Source organism: Paraburkholderia suaedae (genome assembly GCF_040812055.1).
Taxonomy (GTDB): Bacteria; Pseudomonadota; Gammaproteobacteria; order Burkholderiales; family Burkholderiaceae; genus Paraburkholderia.
In genome coordinates, this window is sequence record NZ_JBFOAH010000058.1 from 1 (window position 1) to 19,717 (window position 19,717).

General features: G+C 62.8%; 11 protein-coding genes and 5 pseudogenes. 4 read left to right on the forward strand and 12 right to left on the reverse strand.

What is annotated here, in order from left to right:
- The first annotated feature begins 692 nt into the window (after positions 1–692).
- The gene (gene rpoD / locus ABQJ48_RS36325) at positions 693–2,690 is read left to right on the forward strand and encodes an RNA polymerase sigma factor RpoD (RefSeq protein ID WP_367842719.1); all 1,998 of its coding nucleotides are present in this window, start codon (positions 693–695) and stop codon (positions 2,688–2,690) included.
- 373 nt (positions 2,691–3,063) lie between these two features.
- Here the strand turns inward: rpoD and ABQJ48_RS36330 are convergent.
- Positions 3,064–3,183, reverse strand: a pseudogene (locus ABQJ48_RS36330) (porin); the annotation flags it as partial.
- A 222-nt stretch (positions 3,184–3,405) separates the two neighbouring features.
- Positions 3,406–4,344, reverse strand: a pseudogene (locus ABQJ48_RS37980) (ROK family protein); the annotation flags it as partial.
- 194 nt (positions 4,345–4,538) lie between these two features.
- Here ABQJ48_RS37980 and ABQJ48_RS36345 point away from each other — a divergent pair.
- Positions 4,539–5,018 carry a PRC-barrel domain-containing protein gene (locus ABQJ48_RS36345; protein WP_367842720.1) on the forward strand — a complete coding sequence of 160 codons (480 nt, stop codon included), beginning with the start codon at positions 4,539–4,541 and terminating at the stop codon, positions 5,016–5,018.
- Between the two features lie 261 nt (positions 5,019–5,279).
- Here ABQJ48_RS36345 and ABQJ48_RS36350 read toward each other — a convergent pair whose 3' ends face one another.
- The 3 genes from ABQJ48_RS36350 to ABQJ48_RS36360 all read right to left on the reverse strand — a co-directional run bounded on the left by ABQJ48_RS36350 (position 5,280) and on the right by ABQJ48_RS36360 (position 9,196).
- Positions 5,280–6,452, reverse strand: coding sequence for an NAD(P)/FAD-dependent oxidoreductase (locus ABQJ48_RS36350; RefSeq protein ID WP_367842721.1), 1,173 nt, complete (start codon positions 6,450–6,452; stop codon positions 5,280–5,282).
- A 148-nt stretch (positions 6,453–6,600) separates the two neighbouring features.
- Positions 6,601–8,100 (reverse strand): L-piperidine-6-carboxylate dehydrogenase, encoded by a 1,500-nt coding sequence (amaB, locus tag ABQJ48_RS36355; protein ID WP_367842722.1) that lies wholly within the window; start codon positions 8,098–8,100, stop codon positions 6,601–6,603.
- A 208-nt stretch (positions 8,101–8,308) separates the two neighbouring features.
- Positions 8,309–9,196 carry a LysR family transcriptional regulator gene (locus ABQJ48_RS36360; protein WP_367842723.1) on the reverse strand — a complete coding sequence of 296 codons (888 nt, stop codon included), beginning with the start codon at positions 9,194–9,196 and terminating at the stop codon, positions 8,309–8,311.
- Between the two features lie 231 nt (positions 9,197–9,427).
- Between ABQJ48_RS36360 and ABQJ48_RS36365 the strand changes: the two genes are divergently transcribed.
- Positions 9,428–9,598, forward strand: a complete 171-nt coding sequence (locus tag ABQJ48_RS36365) for a hypothetical protein (protein ID WP_367842724.1) — start codon at positions 9,428–9,430, stop codon at positions 9,596–9,598.
- A gap of 122 nt (positions 9,599–9,720) precedes the next feature.
- On the opposite strand, the pseudogene ABQJ48_RS36370 reads toward ABQJ48_RS36365, so the two are convergent.
- The 7 genes and pseudogenes from ABQJ48_RS36370 to ABQJ48_RS36400 form a co-directional block, all read right to left on the reverse strand.
- Positions 9,721–11,140, reverse strand: a pseudogene (locus ABQJ48_RS36370) (MFS transporter).
- A gap of 342 nt (positions 11,141–11,482) precedes the next feature.
- The gene (locus ABQJ48_RS36375) at positions 11,483–12,292 is read right to left on the reverse strand and encodes an HpcH/HpaI aldolase/citrate lyase family protein (RefSeq protein ID WP_367842725.1); all 810 of its coding nucleotides are present in this window, start codon (positions 12,290–12,292) and stop codon (positions 11,483–11,485) included.
- Positions 12,289–13,677, reverse strand: a complete 1,389-nt coding sequence (locus tag ABQJ48_RS36380; protein ID WP_367842726.1) for an MmgE/PrpD family protein — start codon at positions 13,675–13,677, stop codon at positions 12,289–12,291. Before ABQJ48_RS36380 ends, ABQJ48_RS36375 begins: the two co-directional genes overlap by 4 nt.
- A gap of 69 nt (positions 13,678–13,746) precedes the next feature.
- Positions 13,747–14,809: pseudogene (locus tag ABQJ48_RS36385) on the reverse strand (CaiB/BaiF CoA transferase family protein).
- A 19-nt stretch (positions 14,810–14,828) separates the two neighbouring features.
- On the reverse strand, positions 14,829–15,992 hold the full coding sequence (locus tag ABQJ48_RS36390) for an acyl-CoA dehydrogenase family protein (RefSeq protein ID WP_367842727.1): 1,164 nt from the start codon (positions 15,990–15,992) through the stop codon (positions 14,829–14,831).
- 60 nt (positions 15,993–16,052) lie between these two features.
- A complete protein-coding gene (locus ABQJ48_RS36395) occupies positions 16,053–16,895 on the reverse strand; it encodes an HTD2 family dehydratase (protein ID WP_367842728.1) in 843 nt (280 codons plus the stop codon).
- A 271-nt stretch (positions 16,896–17,166) separates the two neighbouring features.
- Positions 17,167–18,366, reverse strand: a complete 1,200-nt coding sequence (locus ABQJ48_RS36400; protein ID WP_473094243.1) for a sigma 54-interacting transcriptional regulator — start codon at positions 18,364–18,366, stop codon at positions 17,167–17,169.
- A 472-nt stretch (positions 18,367–18,838) separates the two neighbouring features.
- On the opposite strand from ABQJ48_RS36400, the pseudogene ABQJ48_RS36405 reads away from it, so the two are divergent.
- Positions 18,839–19,595: pseudogene (locus ABQJ48_RS36405) on the forward strand (globin domain-containing protein); the annotation flags it as partial.
- Positions 19,596–19,717: the final 122 nt, after the last annotated feature.

Here is a 19,717-nt window from a genome sequence, read left to right on the forward strand (position 1 = left end):
TTCTTTCATTACTGTGTGAGACTTGATACTTTTGCCTGCAGGCAGATTCCTCGGAACCCGCCCACCGCATCGCGCATCAAGCGCCCACACTTATCGGCTGTTAGTTTTTAAAGATCATTCGCTTTACGTGGCGCAGCGCCTGCTTCAACTACCCGGCACTGCGTTCCGTTCTGCGTCGCTGCATCTGCAGCGGAGAAGCGAGATTATGGAGAACGGCCTGCGACCCGTCAACCCCCGTCCGGGAATTTCTTTGCGCGCCCAGCGCAGAACCGAACGGAACATGTGCGCCGCAAGCAACGGATCGCGCACGTGCGAACAAGGCAACGGATCCCATCGGGTGAAGACGAAGGAGTTCCTCTGTATAGTGAGGACAGTGCAGCCAGCAAAACCGCATATCGATGCGTCGTCAAGAGGCGCCGCCGAGCTACCAGCGGGCAGCAAACCCAGCCGCGACAAACAAGCACGATTTATTGGTGTGCCCCCATGAGCGCGAAGACGCAAGCTCGTATATAATGCGAGCCGCGCGAATTTCGCAATTTTCTATCGGCCCGCTTCAAGCGGGCTCATCTTTTTTGCTCCCCGAGAGCATAGCCAAACAACCGCGTTGAGTCACTCAGGTGATGTTGAGCCATGCTCGAAACGCCTGACGGTCGCGTCTTGCGTCTCATAGCGAAGCCTCTAGAGGAGAATACGTGAACCCTTTCGATCGCGAAGATTCGCAACACGAAACCGCCGGCTACAGCGGCAAAGCCCCCTCCGGCCGTGCGGCCAAGGGCAAGGGCGCCGGCAAAGCGATCCCCGTTGCGGCCGAATTGCTGCCGCAACAAGCCGAAGAACGCCAGCGCCAGATGCGCGCGCTGATTCAGCTGGGCAAGGAGCAAGGCTACCTGACCCACGCGCAGATCAACGACCACCTGCCCGACAACTTCGCGCAGACCGCGGCGATCGACAGCATTGTCAGCGCGTTCGGAGACATGGGCGTGCAGGTATACGAACAGGCACCCGACGCCGAAACGCTGCTACTCAATTCGAACGCCCCCGCGGTGGTGTCGGACGATCAGGCAGACGAGGAAACCGAAGTCGCACTGTCGACGGTCGACTCCGAATTCGGCCGCACGACCGACCCCGTGCGCATGTACATGCGTGAAATGGGCGCGACCGAACTGCTGACGCGCGCGGGCGAAATTGCGATTGCCAAGCGTATCGAAGACGGTCTTCACGAAATGGTGCAGGCCATTGCCGCTTGTCCGCTCGCGATCTCCGCGATTCTGGCGAGCGCCCAGCAGGTCGCCGACGGCGAACTGCGCATCGACGAAGTGGTCGACGGTCTGAACGAAGAGACGGTCGCGGCGGAAGAAGATGCGAGTACCGACGCGGTTACCGCCGATGTGGACACGGACACCCAGGAAGACGACGACAGCGATAGCGACGACGACGTCGGGCCGGCCGATTCGTCGGCGGCGGACGAAGCGCGCCTGAAGCAGCTCACGAGCGACTGCCTCGAAATTTTCGCGCAGGTCGGCATGCTGTCCGATCAGATGAACGCATCGCACACGCGCGGCGACGTCACGTCGAAAGCGTATTTGCGGGCACGTGAAGAGATCCAGCAGCAGCTCGCGAAGATCCGCTTCACTGCGCGCACGATCGACCGCCTGTGCGGCGACGTCCAGCACCAGGTCGCGCAAGTGCGTGCGATCGAGCGCAACATTCTGCAAATCGTCGTTTCGAAGAGCGGTATGCCGCGCGAGAAGTTCATCGAGTCGTTTGCCGGCCACGAAGCCGACCTCGGCTGGACGGAACGCGCAGCGCGCGGCAACACCAGTTACAGTGCGGCGCTGGAGCGTCATCTGCCTGCCATTCAATCCGAACAGCAGAAGCTGATCGAAATCGAAGCGACGGTTTCCCTGCCGCTGAAGCATCTGAAAGAGATCAACCGCCAGATGGTCGCGGCGGAATCGAAGATGCGCAAGGCCAAGAGCGAGATGATCGAGGCGAATCTGCGTCTCGTGATCTCGATCGCGAAGAAATACGTGAACCGCGGCATGCTGTTCCTCGACCTGATTCAGGAAGGCAATATCGGCTTGATGAAGGCCGTGGACAAGTTCGAATACCGGCGCGGCTGGAAGTTTTCGACGTATGCGACGTGGTGGGTCCGCCAGGCCGTGACGCGTTCGCTCGCCGATCAGGCTCGCACGATTCGCGTGCCGGTGCATATGATCGAAACGATCAACAAGCTCAACCGCATTTCCCGCGAGATCCTGCAGCAGACCGGCCAGGAAGCGCATCCGTCAGTGCTTGCCGAGCGCATGGAACTCTCGGAAGAGAAAGTGCGCGGAATCCTGAAGATCGCCAAGCAGCCGGTGTCGATGGAAACGCCGGTCGGCGACGACGGCGACGCCACGCTCGGCGACATGATCGAAGATTCGGCGGCTTCCTCGCCAGCCGATGCCGCGATGCAAGCCGACTTGCGCGCCGCCATCGACGACGCGCTCGACTCGCTGTCCCCGCGTGAAGCGAAGGTGCTGCGCATGCGCTATGGCATCAACACGAAGTCGGACCATACGCTCGAAGAAGTCGGGAAGCAGTTTGACGTCACGCGCGAGCGGATTCGTCAGATAGAAAGCAAGGCAATGCGCAAGCTGATGCATCCGAGCCGTGCCGATCGACTGAAGTCGTTCCTCGACCGCTAAAGACCTGGCGGCAGCGCTTGCCCTGCACCCCGCAGGGCAAGCGCAACTCCCTCCCGCCACGCCCTCGTCAAACCTCCGGCAACACGATCCCGCCCCACCGTGTTTCCCGCTGCAAGCCACTTTCCCGCGGTGTAGAACGCGTTGCTGTCACCCCACGGCAGTCCGGCCGTTCGAGACCAAGCGCACCAAATGCACCAAATGAGACGACTGCCCTGCCGAGCCGCCCCATTCGGCGCGCTCTCTGTCGCCGTTGAAGGGCTCGCGTTGCGGTAGGCGTCGGCCGCCACACGCGTGACGATTGGGCGACAGCCCCTTCCAACCGCGCACCGATTGCGGTGGAAGCTGCCGCGCCCCCCGTTACCCGCCTGCGTTTAAACGAGTGTTGAATGGCGGCATAGACGCCGGATTGCGAATGACCGGCTAGCGGGTTGTCGGCATTGCCGGGCAGATTCGCTTCGAGACCGAACGTACCGGCCTTGCTATTGCGCACCGTTGGGAATCGGCCGGCCGTTTTGCCGGCCGGCCGCTCGCTCAAATGCCGAGCGTGTCAGCGAATTCCGTGCTGCACGCCCGGCAAATACGCCCTGACTCAACGGAGCTGGGCTAATTTCTTCACAAACTACTAGTGCAAATTGGTCGACCGACGTAGCACACGGGACATCCTCCGTGACAGTGCATATCGGGCTGCGTGCGATCTTGGCCGCGGCCGGTCACAGGTGCCGACGGCGTAAGGCTTCGGGGCGGATTCGGGTTTGGCCCATTCGTCCATGACCGGTGCGACCCAGCGCCACGCGGCTTCCTGTTCTTCGCGCCGCACGAACAGGGCGAGCCGTCCCGCGATCACGTCGAGCAGCAGGCGTTGATACGCTTCGATCCGGTCCTGCTGGAAGAATTGATCAAAGGCGAGATCGAGGTAGACGCCGCGCAGGTTCATCCCGAGGCCCGGCTCTTTGGCAAGGGCGCTGAGCCGGATCGATTCGTCCGGTTGCAGGCGGATCGTCAAGCGGTTCGAACCTCGGCGCAAGGCCATCGCGCCCAGCGCCGAATGGGGCACCGCACGGAAGCTGACGACGATTTCGGCCACGCGGCCCGCAAGTCGTTTGCCGGTGCGCAGAAAAAACGGCACGCCTGACCAACGCCAGTTCTCGCCTTCCGCTTTCAATGCGACGAAGGTCTCGGTGGCGCTACCTGGCCGCACACCGGGTTCGGCAAGATACGCAGGCACCGGCCTGCCACTGATCGCACCGGCGGCGGCAAGACGCTTCGTCAGCGTGTCGGTCAGCCCGGCGTCCACATCGGCATCGAGAACCACCACCGGAACGCCGAGCACGCACAGCATGGAGCGCCGTGCGGGGGCGAGCGCTTCGACGCAATCGTCGATCCATTCGTCGACAGCCGGCAGACGGCGCGCGACACAGGCTTCGAGATCGGCGCGCGTTTCGACCGTCTCGCCGCGGTAGCGCAGATGCCGTGCGAGCGCATTGAGCGACGCGCGCGCCAGCAGGATGTCCCATTGCCCGGCCGGCTGCGGCGCCGATGGCAGGCGGTTGGCGGGCACCGGCATGACGCCGATATCGCCCGCATTGCCGGCCACGCCCCGCAGGCAGTCGCCGTCGACGGCGATGCCGCCGCCGATGCCGGCCCCGAGCAACAGCTAGATGAAGTCGTCGGTCCGAGTCTCACGTGTCTCCTCCAGATCCAGGTATCGCCCGGATGATTAATCAAATCAGGGCGGTGACGAGAAAACCGGCGATATGGCATTGGGCGGGGACGCGGGCGCGTGGACGCGGCGGACTTGGGCATAGGGATTGCGCGCAGTCCCTGTACGGTTTTTCCAAGGAGCACGTCATGACTACGCTCGATCCGCAAGACCCGGCACCCACTGGCGAGCAATGTGCGGACATCGTGGGAATGGGTGTGGGCGACGGTCCCGGTCCGGACGTGATGGCGGCCTCCACGCTCGACGGCAACCGGGTGATGTCATCCGACGGCGAAGAGGTCGGCAAAATTTCCGACATCATGCTCGACGTGCGTAGCGGACGGATCGCTTACGCAGTGTTGGCGAGCGGCGGCTTTCTCGGCGTGGGCAGCAGGCTGCACGCGATTCCGTGGAGCGCCCTCACGCTAGATACGGACGACCGATGCTTCGTCCTCGACGCACCGGCCGAGCGGATCAAAAACGCGCCCGGCTTCGACAAGGACAACTGGCCTTCGATGGCGGACATTCCATGGGGCAAGTCCGTGCACGAGTACTACAATCGGTCGCCGTACTGGTCGGCACGGCGCAAGGTGACGAAGGATGACGGGGAATGGGACTCGAACTTATGACGCAGTTCCGGCTTTGCCGAAGCTCCGAGGTTAGCCCCATTCACAAATCGTGCCTGAATGCCGGCTTGAAAGCGGCGCGCCCGGCGCACAGTTGTCCACAGAATCTGTGCGAAAGCCTGTGGATAAGCTCAGTGATCGCGTCGCAAGGTCCTGATGCAACGACCACTTTTAACGAATACGTCACCCGGGGTGCAACCGTCGTGCAACCGACGCAGGGCGCCGACCGGTGTCGATGGCGTTTGCCCATCGCCTGCCGCGCGGCTACACCACGTTCTTCTCCACGATCGGCCGGTTTTCGATTACGCGCGCAAAGCTCAGCGAGCCAAGATCGAGGGTGGTATAGCGGCCATGCAGGATCAGCTCGCTGACGCCCCGTCCGGTCGCCGGCCCCTGTTGCAGACCGTGCCCGCTGAAGCCGTTGGCGAAAATGCAGTTCGCCACGTCAGGGTGATAGCCAATGATCGCGTTCTGATCCAGCACGTTGTATTCGTAGTAGCCAGACCAGCAATTCTGCACGCGCAACGCTTCGAACTGCGGCACGCGATGCGCGAGCGTCGGCCAGATCACGTCGTCGAAGAGCGCGTGATCGACCTCGTCGAGCGGCAGATCGTCGGGGTCGCGATCCGCCGCCGGTGACGTGCCGCAAATGAACGAGTTGCCCTCAGGGCGAAAGTACACGCCGCTGGGGTCGATCAGTAGCGGACATCGTTCGAGCCGCGCCGGCGACGTGACGTTGAAGATGCTGCGGCGCCGCGCGTAGACAGGCAGGTCGATGCCGACCATCTGCGCGACCCTGCGCGACCATGCGCCGGCCGCGTTCACGACCACGTCGCAGGCATAGCTTTCGCCGTCAGCGGTCTGCACGTGGGTGATGCGTTGGCCGTCGCGTTGGAGCGCCGTGACATCGGCGGCGAGATAGCGCGCGCCGAGTGCCTGCGCTTTCTTGCGTAGCGCCTGCACCAGACCGTACCCGTCGAACCATCCCTCGCCGCTTTCGCCATACGCGCCGGCAACCAGGTCTTCCGTATTGAGCCAGGGGAAGCGCGCTTGCAGTGCGTTCTTGTCGAGCAGACTGATGTCGGCGCCGAGTCTTTTTTGCAGTGCGTGATTCTCGCGCAACGTGGGCTCGCCAGCGGGCGTCGCGAGAAACAGGTAGCCGCCTTCGTGAAGATCAATCGACGGCCGAGCGCCGTCCACTTCGAGCCGCTCGCCGATCGAGCGCAAAAACTCGATGCCGAACAGCGACATCTGAATCGACAACGGCGTAGAGAATTGCTGACGGATCGACGCCGCCGACAATGCCGACGACGAACGCGCATAGCTCGGATCGCGTTCGATCACCGTGACGTCGACTGTCGGATCAGACAGCCGCAAGAAATACGCAATCGAGCTGCCGATCACCCCACCGCCGACGATCACGACTTTGGAACTCACGTCTTACTCCACGAGTAGTGCGGCCGCTTGAAAACGTCGGGCATCGCAAACGGTTTGTTGAACCCGCAGCCGCTGCGAGCCCGCAACGGCCAAAGGCAGGCGTGACCGCGCACGATTGCGCGGCCGCTACACGCATCGCGCGAAGCGCTTAACCGATATTGAAGTCGATGCCCTGCGCGAGCGGCAATGCCGACGAATAGTTGACCGTGTTGGTGGCGCGGCGCATGTAGGCCTTCCACGCGTCCGACCCCGACTCCCGGCCGCCGCCGGTTTCCTTTTCGCCGCCGAATGCGCCGCCGATTTCGGCGCCGCTAGGCCCGATGTTGACGTTGGCGATCCCGCAGTCGCTGCCCGCGTCGGACACGAAGCGTTCCGCCTCGCGCAGATCCGTAGTGAACACGCACGAAGACAGACCGTGAGCCGCCGCGTTGTTCGCCTGGACCGCGTCGGCGAAATTCGTATACCGCAACACGTAGAGAATCGGCGCGAAGGTTTCTTTCAGCACGATGGAGGTCTGTGTGGGCATTTCGACGATCGCCGGGCGCACGTAGTAACCGTTCTCATAACCCTTCACGTCGACGCGCTCGCCGCCGAACACCTTGCCGCCCTCAGCGGTAGCCTGCTGCAACGCCTCCTGCATGCGTGCATACGATTGCTTGTCGATCAGCGGCCCCATCAGCGTGCCTTTTTCGAGCGGGTTGCCGATCGGCACCTTGCTGTACAGCTGCTTCAGACGTTCGATGGTCTTGTCATACACGCTTTCGTGCACGAACAGACGCCGCAGCGACGTGCAACGCTGCCCCGCCGTGCCTACGGCAGAAAACAGGATGCCGCGCATCGCAAGTTCATGGTCGGCGGTTGGCGTGACGATGCCGGCATTGTTGCCGCCCAGTTCGAGCAGCGAGCGTCCGAAGCGCTTGGCCACTTCGACGCCGACCGTGCGGCCCATTTCCGTGCTGCCCGTCGCGCTCACGATCGACGCACGTGGATCGGCCACCAGCTTCGCGCCCACATCACGTCCGCCGATGATCAACGCGCTCAGCCCGGCCGGCGCGTCACCGAATTCCTCGAGTGCATCGCTGAGGATCTGATTGACGGCGAGCGCGGTCAGCGGCGTCTTTTCGGACGGCTTCCAGATGACCGCGTTGCCGCACACCAGCGCGAGCGCCGCGTTCCACGACCACACCGCCGCGGGAAAGTTGAACGCCGAGATCACGACGCAGGTGCCCATCGGGTGCCACGTCTCCGCCATCCGGTGACCCGGACGCTCGGACGCGATCGTCAGGCCGTACAGCTGGCGAGACAGGCCGACGGCGAAATCGCAGATGTCGATCATTTCCTGCACTTCGCCCATGCCTTCCTGCAGGATTTTGCCGGTTTCCAGCGTGATGAGGCTACCGAGCGCATGCTTCCTGTCGCGCAGACGGTTGCCGAGCAGCCGCACGAGTTCGCCGCGGCGCGGCGCGGGCACGTCGCGCCAGGCGGTGTAGGCCTGTTTCGCCTGAGCGAGGGCCGTATCGACTTCCGCCACCGTGTTGACGGCTACGCGGCCGATGAGATCGCCGGTGATGGGCGAATGAACCGCGAGATCGCCGGCTTGCGCCGTGTGGCCGATGCCGAGATCGGCGAGGATAGTGGAAGCGTCCATGAAGACCCCCATGATTTCCGATGCGAAACAAGAGTAAGTTCGGAAACTATACACTCGCGTTTTTGCGGCGGCAAGTGCGGGTAAAGCGTTGCACACCACGGTCCAAACGCGCCTGATGTTTCCGAAAAGAAACTCCAAGGGCCAAAACTGATCGTATCCCGAGACTTAGCAACGAGGGCCGGTGAGTGAGCCCAAGCTTGCGCGGGCCTCAAACCCCCGCCATCAACCGGTCAACCAGCACACGCGCGAACGGGGGCAAGTCCTTGAGATTCCGCACGCATATCTTGAGCTTGCGCTCGGCCCATGGATCATTCAAACCCACGATCGCGATCTGCATTGTCTTGGTGTGCCGCAGTGCGACTGACTCCGGCACGATCCCTATGCCGACGCCCGCTTCGATCATCCGGCACGCAGCCTCGAAGTTGCCGACCTGGATGCGCAGCTTCAAACGCGCGCCGAGGACATCGGCGGCGCTCATGATGAATGCGTGAATCGCGCTGGACGTGGGCAGACTCACGAAGTTCGCGTCGAGCAGTTGCGCGAAATCGACCGACGGCTGTTGGGCGAGCGGATGATCGCATGATGTCACCAACATCAAACGGTCGTCGCGGTACGGCAGCATTTGCAGATGCTCCGCGTGCACATTGCCTGCAACGATGCCGATGTCCGTCGCGCTGTCCGCCACGCCTTTGACGATTTCGCCGCTCAACACCTCGCGCAGGTCGATGTTCACGTCGGGGTGGTCGCGCAGAAAATGGCTCAGCACGGCTGGCATGAACTCGCTGATCGCGGTCGTGTTGGCCCAGATGCGCACATGTCCCTTGATGCCTTCACCGTACTCCTGCATGTCGGCCGCCAGATGCTCGACGCGTTCGAGCACGAGCCGCGCATGATGCACGAACGCTTCGCCGGCGGGCGTCAGCGTTACACCCTGGCTAGTGCGATACAGCAGTTTGAAACCGAGTCGCTCCTCGAGGTTCTTGACCCGATTGCTGGCGGCCGGCGCCGACAGATGCGTGCGCTCCGCCGCACGCGCGAGATTCTGTGTATCGGCGATATGGAGGAGCAAGCGCAAATCCACGAAATCGAAATGCATGATGAAGGCCAAAGATGACGCGCCAGTTCAGTGCCGATCGGCGCCGGCGGGACAAACGACAATCTTAACCGGGCGAGGCGCACTGATTGCAAAAAACGGATTGCACGGCGCGGCGTGCTCGGTCGGCGTGAGGCGGTCCGCGCTTGTGGCCGATGCAAACGTTTTTGGGAGACCCTGGCGTAGATGCTGGGACCAGTCAGAAGAGCGCTTTGCGATCAGCCGCAGCTCGTGATGCGCGGCAAGCAGCCCATCGACGATGACTCCGACGAAGCACGGCAGATCGCCGCCGCGCTGGCCAACCTGCCGCAACCGACCTTTGCGTCGAAGATGATCGGAGAATGGCACGCCTACCGTGTCGCGCAAAATGAGCGGTGGCGCGCAAGCACGGAAAGTCGGTCGTGAGATTCACTTGCCGGTGCCAGGCGTCAATGCACAAGCTACACGGAACAGCCGGCGACATCGCCGTACTGCAGACGTTTGACGCCGCGGAGCGCAACGCGGCGCAACGCATGTGATCGATCGTCTCAGTCAACGGGTCGTGCCCACCCACCGCTGATCTGGGCAGACTGCTCCATCAACTCGCGATGTGGCGCGACATCGGCTTCAGGCGAGATATCCTCCAGCGTCAGCTGACTCGTCTCGATCCGCAGCGCCAGGATAGCGACGCTCAGCAAAAGCAACACGCCGCCAACCATCGCCAGCACACCGGTGACGCCGAACTGCGAATAGAGCAACAGCGCGACATAAGGTGTGGACATCGAAGCCGCGCGTCCACAAGTGCCGGCCACGCCCGTTCCGCGCAGCCGATACGCGGTCGGAAACAGCTCTGGGATATAGCCGAACAACCCCAAGGTGCAGACCGTATAGATCGCCGTCACCAATGCGAATCCGACCACCGAAATCGCCGTGGGCGCACGCATGTGCACGTACACGAAGCCGAGCAATACTGTCATGAGCGAAAACAACACGATCCCATTGCGACGCCCCAACCGGTCGGCCACCAGGTAGCCGACCACTGCGCCAGCCGGCGCGCCGAACGACATCAGCAATACAAATCCGAGCGACTGGACGATCGTCAACCCCTCCCTTGACGAAGAATGTCGGCAGCCATGCGACGAACCCGTACAGCGACATATTGATTGCCATGCAGGTCAATGCCGCTACCACCGTCCGGCCAATCATGCCGCGCGCGAACAACGCCCGGAACGGCGCAGCCGGCGCCTCGTGACTAACGACCCGCGCGACCGGCGGCAGCGTGCCGACCCGCGCCTCGACTTGCCGCTCGATTGCCGACACCGTGGCCTCTGCCTCTTCGAGCCGTCCGACCGTCTCGAGCCAACGCGGCGATTCTGGCATCCGATGCCGCAGGAACCACACGACCAGCGCGCCAATACCCGCTATCGCGAACATGTAGCGCCAGACGAGATGCGGGATGACCCAGTAGCCGATCGCCGTCGCGCCAAGCAGACCGGAATTGATGATCAACGCGAGGAGCGCCGTCCAGCGTCCGCGCGTGGCCGGCGGCACGAACTCGCACAACGTGCCGGCCGCTACCACCAGTTCTGCGCCCAGGCCCACCCCCATGATGAAGCGCAGCAGGATCAGCCAGTAGATGTCAGGTGCAAAGCAAGCGGCGATCGACGCGATACCGAAAATCGCCAAGTTCGCCTGATACGAATAACGCCTGCCGAAATGGTCGCCGAGATAGCCTGCCAGGCCCGCGCCGATCATCATGCCCATGAAGGTAGCGGAGATGAAAAACGAGCCGAGCCGCAAATCGGTAAAGCCGCTCTTGACCATCGCCGCGAGAGCGCCGTTGGCGAGATAGATGTCGAATGCGTCGAGGAAAGCGCCCGCACCGATGAGACCAAGAATATTCCAGTGGAAACGGGTAATGGGCAAGCGGTCAAGCCGCGCACCGGAATTGACGGTTACTGTTGCCAATTGTGTCTCCTCATAAAATGCGCGCGGTCGGGCCGCTTGCGCAAAGCAAGTTCTGCATGGCCGCTTTCTGGAATGCGCGGCTTTCATGCGAGCGTCCGGATGACAAGACTCGCGGTCGCCGAGCCTTGCTATGCCGTGTCACGTCATGGTGTATGACCATAAGAGTGCGACAGCCCGCCTGACGAGGGAATTGGCATTATTGGAAGCCGATGTTTCGTTGCGCTTAAGAGCCGCATCATCACGCGAGCAAGCAGCAAAAACGGCGCAATGCATGAAAATGCACTGCGCCGTCTTGCCCGCCGTCGGCTCGCCGATGCCACCACGCGCCGCGTAACGGGCTTCTCAGTCTGAAGCGATCTTGCGGGCTCGAAGAATCACCGGCATATCCACCATCTTGCCGTCCACAGCGACCGCCGCGCCTTGGCTGGCTCGCACCGCCGACAGCACCCGCCGCGCCCACGCCCGTTCCGCGTCGCTCCATGCATACGCGCGGTGCACCGCATCGATCTGCGCTGGATGAATGCACAGCTTGCCGCCGAAGCCGAAGCGCCGGCCCCGGCGCGCGTCGGCCTCGATTGCATCGGTATCCGTGATGGTGGTCGATACACCATCCACGGGTGCCCCGATCCCCGCGAGTCGCGATGCCAGCACGATCTGCGAGCGGAACAAATGCAGTTCCTCACCGTCGCCGTCGATCCCGAGATCGATCTGGAAGTCGAGCGTGCCGAACACGATGCGCTGCACGTGCGACGCATTGCACAACAGCGCGAGGTTTGCAAAGCCGCGCGCGGTCTCGACGATCGGCAACACGCTCAATGCGGAATGGGAATTCGCGAGCACAGCCTCGATCTGCTCGCTCGTCTCAGCCTTCGGCAACACGATTCCGGCAACCCCGGGGTGCGCGCACAACGCGGCGATGTCGTCGGCAAACCAAGGCGTGTCCGAGCCGTTGATGCGCACCCATCCCCGCCCTAATGTCCGCCCCGACACAGCAGCCAGCACCGCCGCGCGCGCTGCGGGTTTTTCGTCGGGCTGTACCGCGTCTTCGAGATCGAAAATCACCGCGTCCGCGCCGCCTGCGTGCGCTTTTTCGAAGCGCTCCGGCCGGTTGCCGGGCACGAATAGATAGGAGCGAGGCAGCGCGGCGTTCATGCAGGCACCGCCGCGTGCGAGCTTGCGTCGAATACCGAGCCGACTTGCGCGCATTCCGCGATATGCCATGCGCCGCCAAGCAATTGCGCGGCCTCGCCTTCTGTGGCTGCGCCGGAAAACGCCGCTAGCCGATGCAGCTTGCTCGCAATCTCGTCGCGCGAAAGCGTATTGCCCGGGTCGCCCTTCGGTTCGTCGACGCGGCCGTGCAAGACACGTCCGTCGGTGGTGGTCACCGTCACCTTGCCGATCCAGCGGACGGGATACGCGGCATCGACCTCGCTGTCGTAGGCCATCGCAACCTTCTCGCGGAAAGCGGCAATCGCATCCGCGTCGAAGCCCTGCTCGAATTCGGTCACGCCCGCATAGCCGTGATGCGCGACCAGCCCGAGCACCGTGCCCATGTTGAACTTGGCCTGGTGCACGGTGCGCGGCGTAACGACCGCGCCGAGCACATCGAGCGCGCCTTGATGCACGTGCGCGATGACGCTTGTGATATCTGCCGGAGCGAGACCATGCTGTTGCATCACGGCAAGCAACGCGTCGGCGGCGGGATGCGTATGACGGCACGCCGCATGATATTTGAACGAAGTCTCCGCCGTCGCCCAACGGCTGCCCAGCCGGTCGACGAGGCGCGCCGGAGCGGCGTCGCTCGACATGCCCGCCGCCATGCCCTGCGCGCCTTCCAGAATGTGCGTAGCGCCCCTGAAGCCTTCGGCGGCGAGCTGAGCTGCCATCAGTCCGTTCGCGGCGGCCATCGCGGTGTGCAACTGCTTCGAGTCCGCGGCGTCGCGCAGGAACTCCCACAGACCGCTCGCCTGCGTACCGGCGGAGCCGAACGCGTCGAGCATCTGCGTGGGCGACAAATCGAGTAGCCTGCCGGCGGCGGCCGCCGCCGCGACCGTGCCCACTGTGCCGGTGGTGTGAAACACCTTGTAGTGGGAGCGGCCGAGAAATTCGCCGATACGAATGCCGACTTCATAACCGGCGACCGCCGCCGCGATGAAGTCGCGTCCCGATGCGTTGTGGGCTTGGGCCAATGCCAGCGCGACCGGAAAGACGACGGTCGCGGGATGAAACACCGAACCATTGTGCACGTCGTCCTGTTCGGCGAAGTGCGATGCGGCGCCATTGACCATCGCTGCGAAATACGGTGTGGTGCGGCTGCGGTCGATCAGCACGTCGCACGGGCCGCGCTGCGCGAGGCCGCCGGCCTGGCGCGCGAAGCGCGCGATCGTTTCGACCGGCCGGGCACCCTTGCCGGCCAATGCGGAACCGAGCCAATCGACGTACAGGTTCACCGTGCGCTCGACGACCGCGTGCGGGATGCCGTCGAAATCGAGTTGTGCCGCGAAGGTGGCGAGCGTGAGACTGGGATGATCGTTCATAAGGAGATCGTGTCGTGTTCGTTCGAATTGCCGCGTGGCGTCGTTCAGTCGCCAGCCCGGGAAGACCGTTCAGATCGTACCGGCCGCACGGAGTGCGTCGATGCGCGCGCTGTCGTAGCCCAGTTCGCGCAGGATTGCCTCAGTGTGTTCGCCGAGTCCCGGAACCGGGTCCATGCGCGGCGCGAAGTCAGTCGGCAGACCCGGCGGCAATAGCGCCGGCACCGCGCCCGCCGGGGTGCCGACTTCCTGCCAGCGCTCGCGCGCCTTCAGTTGCGGATGCGCCCACACGTCACCGAGTGTGTTCATCTGCGCGTTGGCAATGCCCGCATTGTCGAGCCGCTCGATGACCTGCGCGGCACTAAGCTTCGCAAAGGCCGCGACGATCACATCCCGCAACGCCTCGCGCGCGGACGTGCGTTTTGAGTTCGACGCGAAGCGATCATCGGTGGTGAGTTCCGGCTGCCCGAGCACACGCTCGCAGAACAGTTTCCATTCGCGTTCGTTTTGTAAGCCGAGCATCACCGTTTTGCCGTCGCCAGCGGGAAACGGCCCGTATGGATAGATCGTGGCGTGCGCCGCACCCGACAGCGCGGGCGGCGACTGACCGTCGATTGCATAGTAGAGCGGGTAACCCATCCACTCGACCATGCTCTCCAGCATCGACACGTCGATGCGGCACCCGCGCCCGGTGCGTCCACGCATCAGCAGCGCGCTCAGAATATTCGAATACGCGTACATGCCAGCGGCGATATCCGCGATCGAGCAACCGGCCTTGGCTGGCGCGCCCGCCGAACCGGTAATCGACAGGAAACCGGATTCGCTTTGAATCAGCAGGTCGTAGGCTTTCTTGTCGCGATAGGGGCCGTCGGCGCCATAGCCGGAAATGTCGCAGACGATCAGCTTCGGGTATGTCCTGCTCAACGCCTCGTAGCTTTTCCTTCGAGCGATTAGTCCACACGAAATGCGACGAAAGCCCATGCACGCGCTCGTCGTAACCGCGCGCGAAATCGCCGGCGCCGGGTCGTTCAACCTTGATGACGCGCGCGCCCAGATCGGCGAGCTGACGTGTGCAAAACGGCGCGGCGATCGCTTGTTCAAGCGTGATGACCTTGATACCGTCGAGTGGTCTCATGTGTGTATCAGCCAGAAGATCAGAACGAACGCGGCAGTCCGAGAAGATGCTCGGCCACGTACGAAAGAATCAGATTGGTCGAAATCGGCGCGACCTGGTACAGACGCGTTTCGCGGAACTTGCGCTCGACGTCGTATTCGCACGCGAAGCCGAAGCCGCCATGGAATTGCAGGCATGCGTTGGCGGCTTCCCATGATGCATCCGCCGCGAGCAGCTTCGCCATGTTCGCCTGCGCGCCGCACGGTTGATGCGCATCGAAACGGCGCGCGGCTTCAAAGCGCATGAGGCTCGCCGCTTCGACGTTGATGAACGAGCGCGCGATTGGGAACTGCACGCCCTGGTTCTGACCGATCGGACGACCGAACACGACCCGCTCTTTCGCGTACTCGGTGACCTTGTCGACAAACCAGTAGCCGTCGCCGATACATTCCGCCGCGATCAGCGTGCGCTCCGCGTTCAAACCGTCGAGGATATATCTGAAGCCCTGCCCTTCCTCGCCGATCAGGTTCTCGGCCGGAATTTCCAGGTTGTCGAAGAAGAGTTCGTTGGTCTCGTGATTGACCATGTTCGCAATGGGCTGCACCGTGAGACCGTGCCCGATCGCTTCGCGCAAGTCGACGATAAAGATGGACATGCCTTCGGACTTCTTCTTCACATCGGCTAGCGGCGTGGTGCGCGCGAGCAGGATCATCAGGTCGGAGTGCTGCACGCGCGAGATCCACACCTTCTGGCCGTTGATCACATAGCGGTCGCCGCGCCGCTCGGCGGTGGTCGTGATCTTCGTGGTATCCGTGCCGGTAGTCGGCTCGGTCACGCCCATAGACTGCAAACGCAAATCGCCGCTCGCGATTTTCGGCAGGTAGTTGCGCTTCTGCGCTTCAGAGCCGTGGCGCAGAAGCGTGCCCATGTTGTACATCTGGCCGTGGCACGCGCCGGAATTGCCGCCGGCGCGATTGATCTCCTCCATGATGACCGAAGCTTCGGTGAGACCCAGCCCCGAACCGCCGAAGTCCTGCGGAATCAGCGCGGCCAGCCAGCCTGCCTTGGTCAGTGCATCGACAAACTCTTCCGGATAACCGCGTGCTTCGTCGATCTTGCGGAAGTACTCGCCGGAAAACTGCTGGCATAGGTCTCGCACCGCTTCGCGAATGTCCTGGAAAAAATCCTGTTGCGTGGTTTGCATTGTCGAATCTCGTGGAGTTCAGGCGACGCTGAATGACACTGGGTTGACGCTCAGTTGATGTCAGGCAAGCGCAGCAGTTGCGCGCATGGTCAGATAGCCTTCGTGGTCTTTGGCCCACAGGTCGATGGTTTTCCCGTCGGCGGAAGGCTGCCCGCACACGGTAAAACGCTGGCCTGCGAAAGTGGGACGCAGCGCTCTGAACGCGAAGCTTTGCAGCCTGGCGTCGGGTTGTTCGCGACGGACGAGGTCGACCAGCAGCGTAGCGATCAACGGACCGTGAACGACCAGGCCGGGATAGCCTTCCACCTGTGTGACGTACGGGTGATCGTAGTGAATGCGATGGCCGTTGAAAGTGAGCGCCGAATAGCGGAACAGCATCACGGCGTCGGCCTCGATGATGCGGCGCCACGTTTCGCCTTCGGGCGCGCGCTGCGGCGACTGCGGCCGGGCACCTTCGTGCGGTGCGTCGCGATAGACGATGTCGTGCTCTTCTTCGATCTTCAATTCGCCATTCGCTTCGATTGTGTGCTGCACCGTGACAAACACGAGGCGGCCCGAACGGCCGGTCTTGTCCTCGATATTGACGATGGTCGACGTGCGTGTGGCGTGCTCGCCCACCTTGAGCGACGCATGAAAGGTCAGCCGACCGCCCGCCCACATGCGTCGCGGCAGCGGCACCGGCGGCAGGAAACCGCCGCGCTTTGGATGACCGTCGGCGCCCACCTCGGCCATCGGGGCCACTGGAAGAAAGTACAGCCAGTGCCAAAGTGGCGGCACGGTATTGCCGCTTTCCTCGCGATCGAGCGTGGCGGCCAGCGCCGTCAGCGGAAAGGCCGTGATGTCGTCTTCGGCCACCGCCTCCTTGTCGAGCCAGTCGTCGAGTCTCTCTGCAGCGGCGGACATAGGCGGAGTCTCCAGATACGCATGTTGAGCTTCATGAGCCCTACTATGAACGACACCTTGCGTTGCGCCAAGTTTGCATTTTTGAATCGGGCGTTTGGTTTTGATTAAGGCGCCCGATGGCGCGTTGCGCTCAACCCTGACAATCAGCGCTGACGATTAGCCTCGGCGGTGGACGCCTGGCGTCGAGGCCAGTATGAAAACCGTCTGAGGGTGCGCCGATTGCCGGTGGATGTGCTCGCCTACTTGAGGCCGAGCCGTTTGGCGAGACGATTCAGATTGGCGCGATCGCGACCGAGGTCGCGCGCGACCGCCGCCCAGTTCTGCTGATGGCGTGCAAGCGCGTCCACGACGACGCCCCGCTCGAACTCCGTGACGGCGCTGCGAAAATCCTTCGAGACGCTCTGCAGCGCCGTTGCGGACGGCTGATTTCTTTCTTCATGCGGGCCGTCGACAGCGCGAAGTCCGCAGCACTCAACGTCAAAATGCGACGATGCTCGCGACTGGCCGCCAACGCCTTGAGCGCACTGCGCCCAATCAGATGTTCGAGTTCGTGCCCGTTGCCCGGCCACGGGTAACGTAACAACGCCGCTTGCGCGACCGCCGCGAGACGCGTACTCAGCAGCCCAAGCCGCGAGCGGTTCTCTTTCAGAAAGAAACCCGCAAGCAGTAATACGTCGCGGCCGCGCTCGCGCAAGGGCGGCATGCGCCGCGGGTAGACGCTCAGACGATGGTAGAAGTCCGCGCGAAACCGTCCCCGACCGTACCTTTTCGGCAAGATCACGATTTGTGGCGCAATCAGCCGCACGTTAACTTTATGTTCGTTGTCCGAACCGACTCGTTGCAACTGGCCGTTCTGAAGAACGCGCAAAAGCTTCGCCTGCACGGCGAGCGGCAGCTCTCCAACTTCGTCGAGAAAAATCGTCCCGCCGTCGGCCAGTTCGAATTTGCCGCGTCGATCCGACGAGCCGCCCGAAAACGCGCCACGCACGTGCCCGAACAGTTCGCTCTCGACGAGTGTGTCCGGCAACGCCACGCAGTTCAGGCTTACCAGCGACTTATTGGCGCGCGGCGACAGCGCATGGATTGCGTTCGCCACGAGTTCCTTGCCGACGCCGGTCTCGCCGGTAATCAGCACGGTCAGGTCGCTTGCGGCGACCACCTCGATTTCCTTGACCATGTGGTGATGCGCGTCGCTGCTGCCGTTCAGCTCGCGCCGGCTCAAACTGCTCGCCTGGCGGTAGGCTTCGGCGCGCTGGCGCGCCTCTTCGCCGCTGCGCGCCAGCGTGTCGATACGCTCGACCTCGCTCACCGTCGCGGCGGCAGGGCCGACGAACGCGCGCAGCGACGCCATGTCGAGTGCGTCGAAGCGCGCCGGGTCGAGTGCGTCGAGCGTGAGCAGCCCCAGGCTGACCGCGAATGAACAATGGACAGCCGAGGCAGTCGTGCACTTCGAGGTGCCCGGCCATACCATGGACGAGGCCGTCGTAAGGGTCCGGCAAATCCGAATCCGCCGCGAAGCGGGTCGGCTCGGGCCGTGACAGGAGTTGCTCGAAACGCGGATGATCGCCGACCCGAAAGCGCCGCCCCCAGAAATCGCTGCTCAAGCCGTCGATTGCCAGCGGCACCAGGGTGTCGCCTTCGAGACGCAATAAAGCGGCTGCGTCGCCTGGGAAGAAGATGGGCAGACTGCGAAGCAGGCGACGATAGCGCTCCCGCTCGGTCAACTCGCGCGACAGGTCGAGGATCAGCGGCGTCAACCCGTCGAGCACCGCGTCCCCAGTCAGAGGGACTCCGTTAGGAGTCTTTTTGACCAAGGTCGAATGGACCATTGGCAAATCCAGATCGTTGATTTCACGGCATTTGATACCTCGCATGGATGGTGGATACGAATTGATGTCTTACCTGAGTCAGCTCGATAACCACTCACCACCTGGAACTTCATTATGCTTTCCGTTGAACACCGCGCCAATGTCAAAGCCACCGTCCCTCTGCTCGAAAGCGGAGGCGAAGCGCTGACCACGCACTTTTACGGTTTGCTCCTGAGCGAACACCCGGAAGTGCGCCCGCTCTTCAATCAGGCGAATCAGGCGAGCGGGGTGCAGCCCCGGGCGCTGGCCAACGGCGTGTTGATGTATGCGCGCCATATCGATCAGCTCGAACAGCTGGGCGGCCTCGTCTCGCAGATCATCAACAAGCACGTGTCGCTGAACATCCTGCCGGAGGACTATCCGATCGTCGGACAGTGCCTGCTGCGCTCTATTTGCGAAGAGCTCGGCGCACAAATCGCGACCGACGCCGTGATCGATGCATGGGGCGCCGCCTATCAGCAACTCGCCGACCTCCTGATCGGACTGGAGGAGCAGGTCTACGCGCAGCGCGAAGCGGCGCCTGGCGGATGGCGGATGGCGCGGCGCGCGTGTGTTCCGCGTCGCGCGCAAGGTGCGTGAGAGCGACGAAATCACGTCGTTCTATCTGCGCCCTGACGACAACGGCGAGTCGCTGGCGTTTCATCCCGGCCAGTACATTGGCGTGCGTTTGACGATCGACGGCGAAGAAGTGCGCCGTAATTATTCGCTCTCGGCACTGTCGAATGGCCATGAACACCGTATCAGCATAAAGCGGGAGCCTAACGGCAAGGTGTCGAACTATCCGCATACGCAGATCAACGAAAACGATACGGTGGATCTGTTTGCGCCGGCGGAGGTGTCAGGAATTTCGTGTGCTGAGGTCGGTTAAAAATCTCAGCTGATGGCGGCGGTGAATCGCTCGCCGAACAGGATGGCGAACTGATTGACGGCTTGCCGCCAGGTGATAGGTGGCAT

Excerpts from the sequence above, each read along its gene's own strand:
- ABQJ48_RS36345 (WP_367842720.1), top strand. The coding sequence starts at position 4,539 with ATGACTACGCTCGATCCGCAAGACCCGGCACCCACTGGCGAGCAATGT.
- amaB (WP_367842722.1), bottom strand. The coding sequence starts at position 8,100 with ATGGACGCTTCCACTATCCTCGCCGATCTCGGCATCGGCCACACGGCG.
- ABQJ48_RS36360 (WP_367842723.1), bottom strand. The coding sequence starts at position 9,196 with ATGCATTTCGATTTCGTGGATTTGCGCTTGCTCCTCCATATCGCCGAT.
- ABQJ48_RS36365 (WP_367842724.1), top strand. The coding sequence starts at position 9,428 with ATGCGCGGCAAGCAGCCCATCGACGATGACTCCGACGAAGCACGGCAG.
- ABQJ48_RS36375 (WP_367842725.1), bottom strand. The coding sequence starts at position 12,292 with ATGAACGCCGCGCTGCCTCGCTCCTATCTATTCGTGCCCGGCAACCGG.
- ABQJ48_RS36380 (WP_367842726.1), bottom strand. The coding sequence starts at position 13,677 with ATGAACGATCATCCCAGTCTCACGCTCGCCACCTTCGCGGCACAACTC.
- ABQJ48_RS36390 (WP_367842727.1), bottom strand. The coding sequence starts at position 15,992 with ATGCAAACCACGCAACAGGATTTTTTCCAGGACATTCGCGAAGCGGTG.
- ABQJ48_RS36395 (WP_367842728.1), bottom strand. The coding sequence starts at position 16,895 with ATGTCCGCCGCTGCAGAGAGACTCGACGACTGGCTCGACAAGGAGGCG.
- ABQJ48_RS36400 (WP_473094243.1), bottom strand. The coding sequence starts at position 18,366 with ATGGTATGGCCGGGCACCTCGAAGTGCACGACTGCCTCGGCTGTCCAT.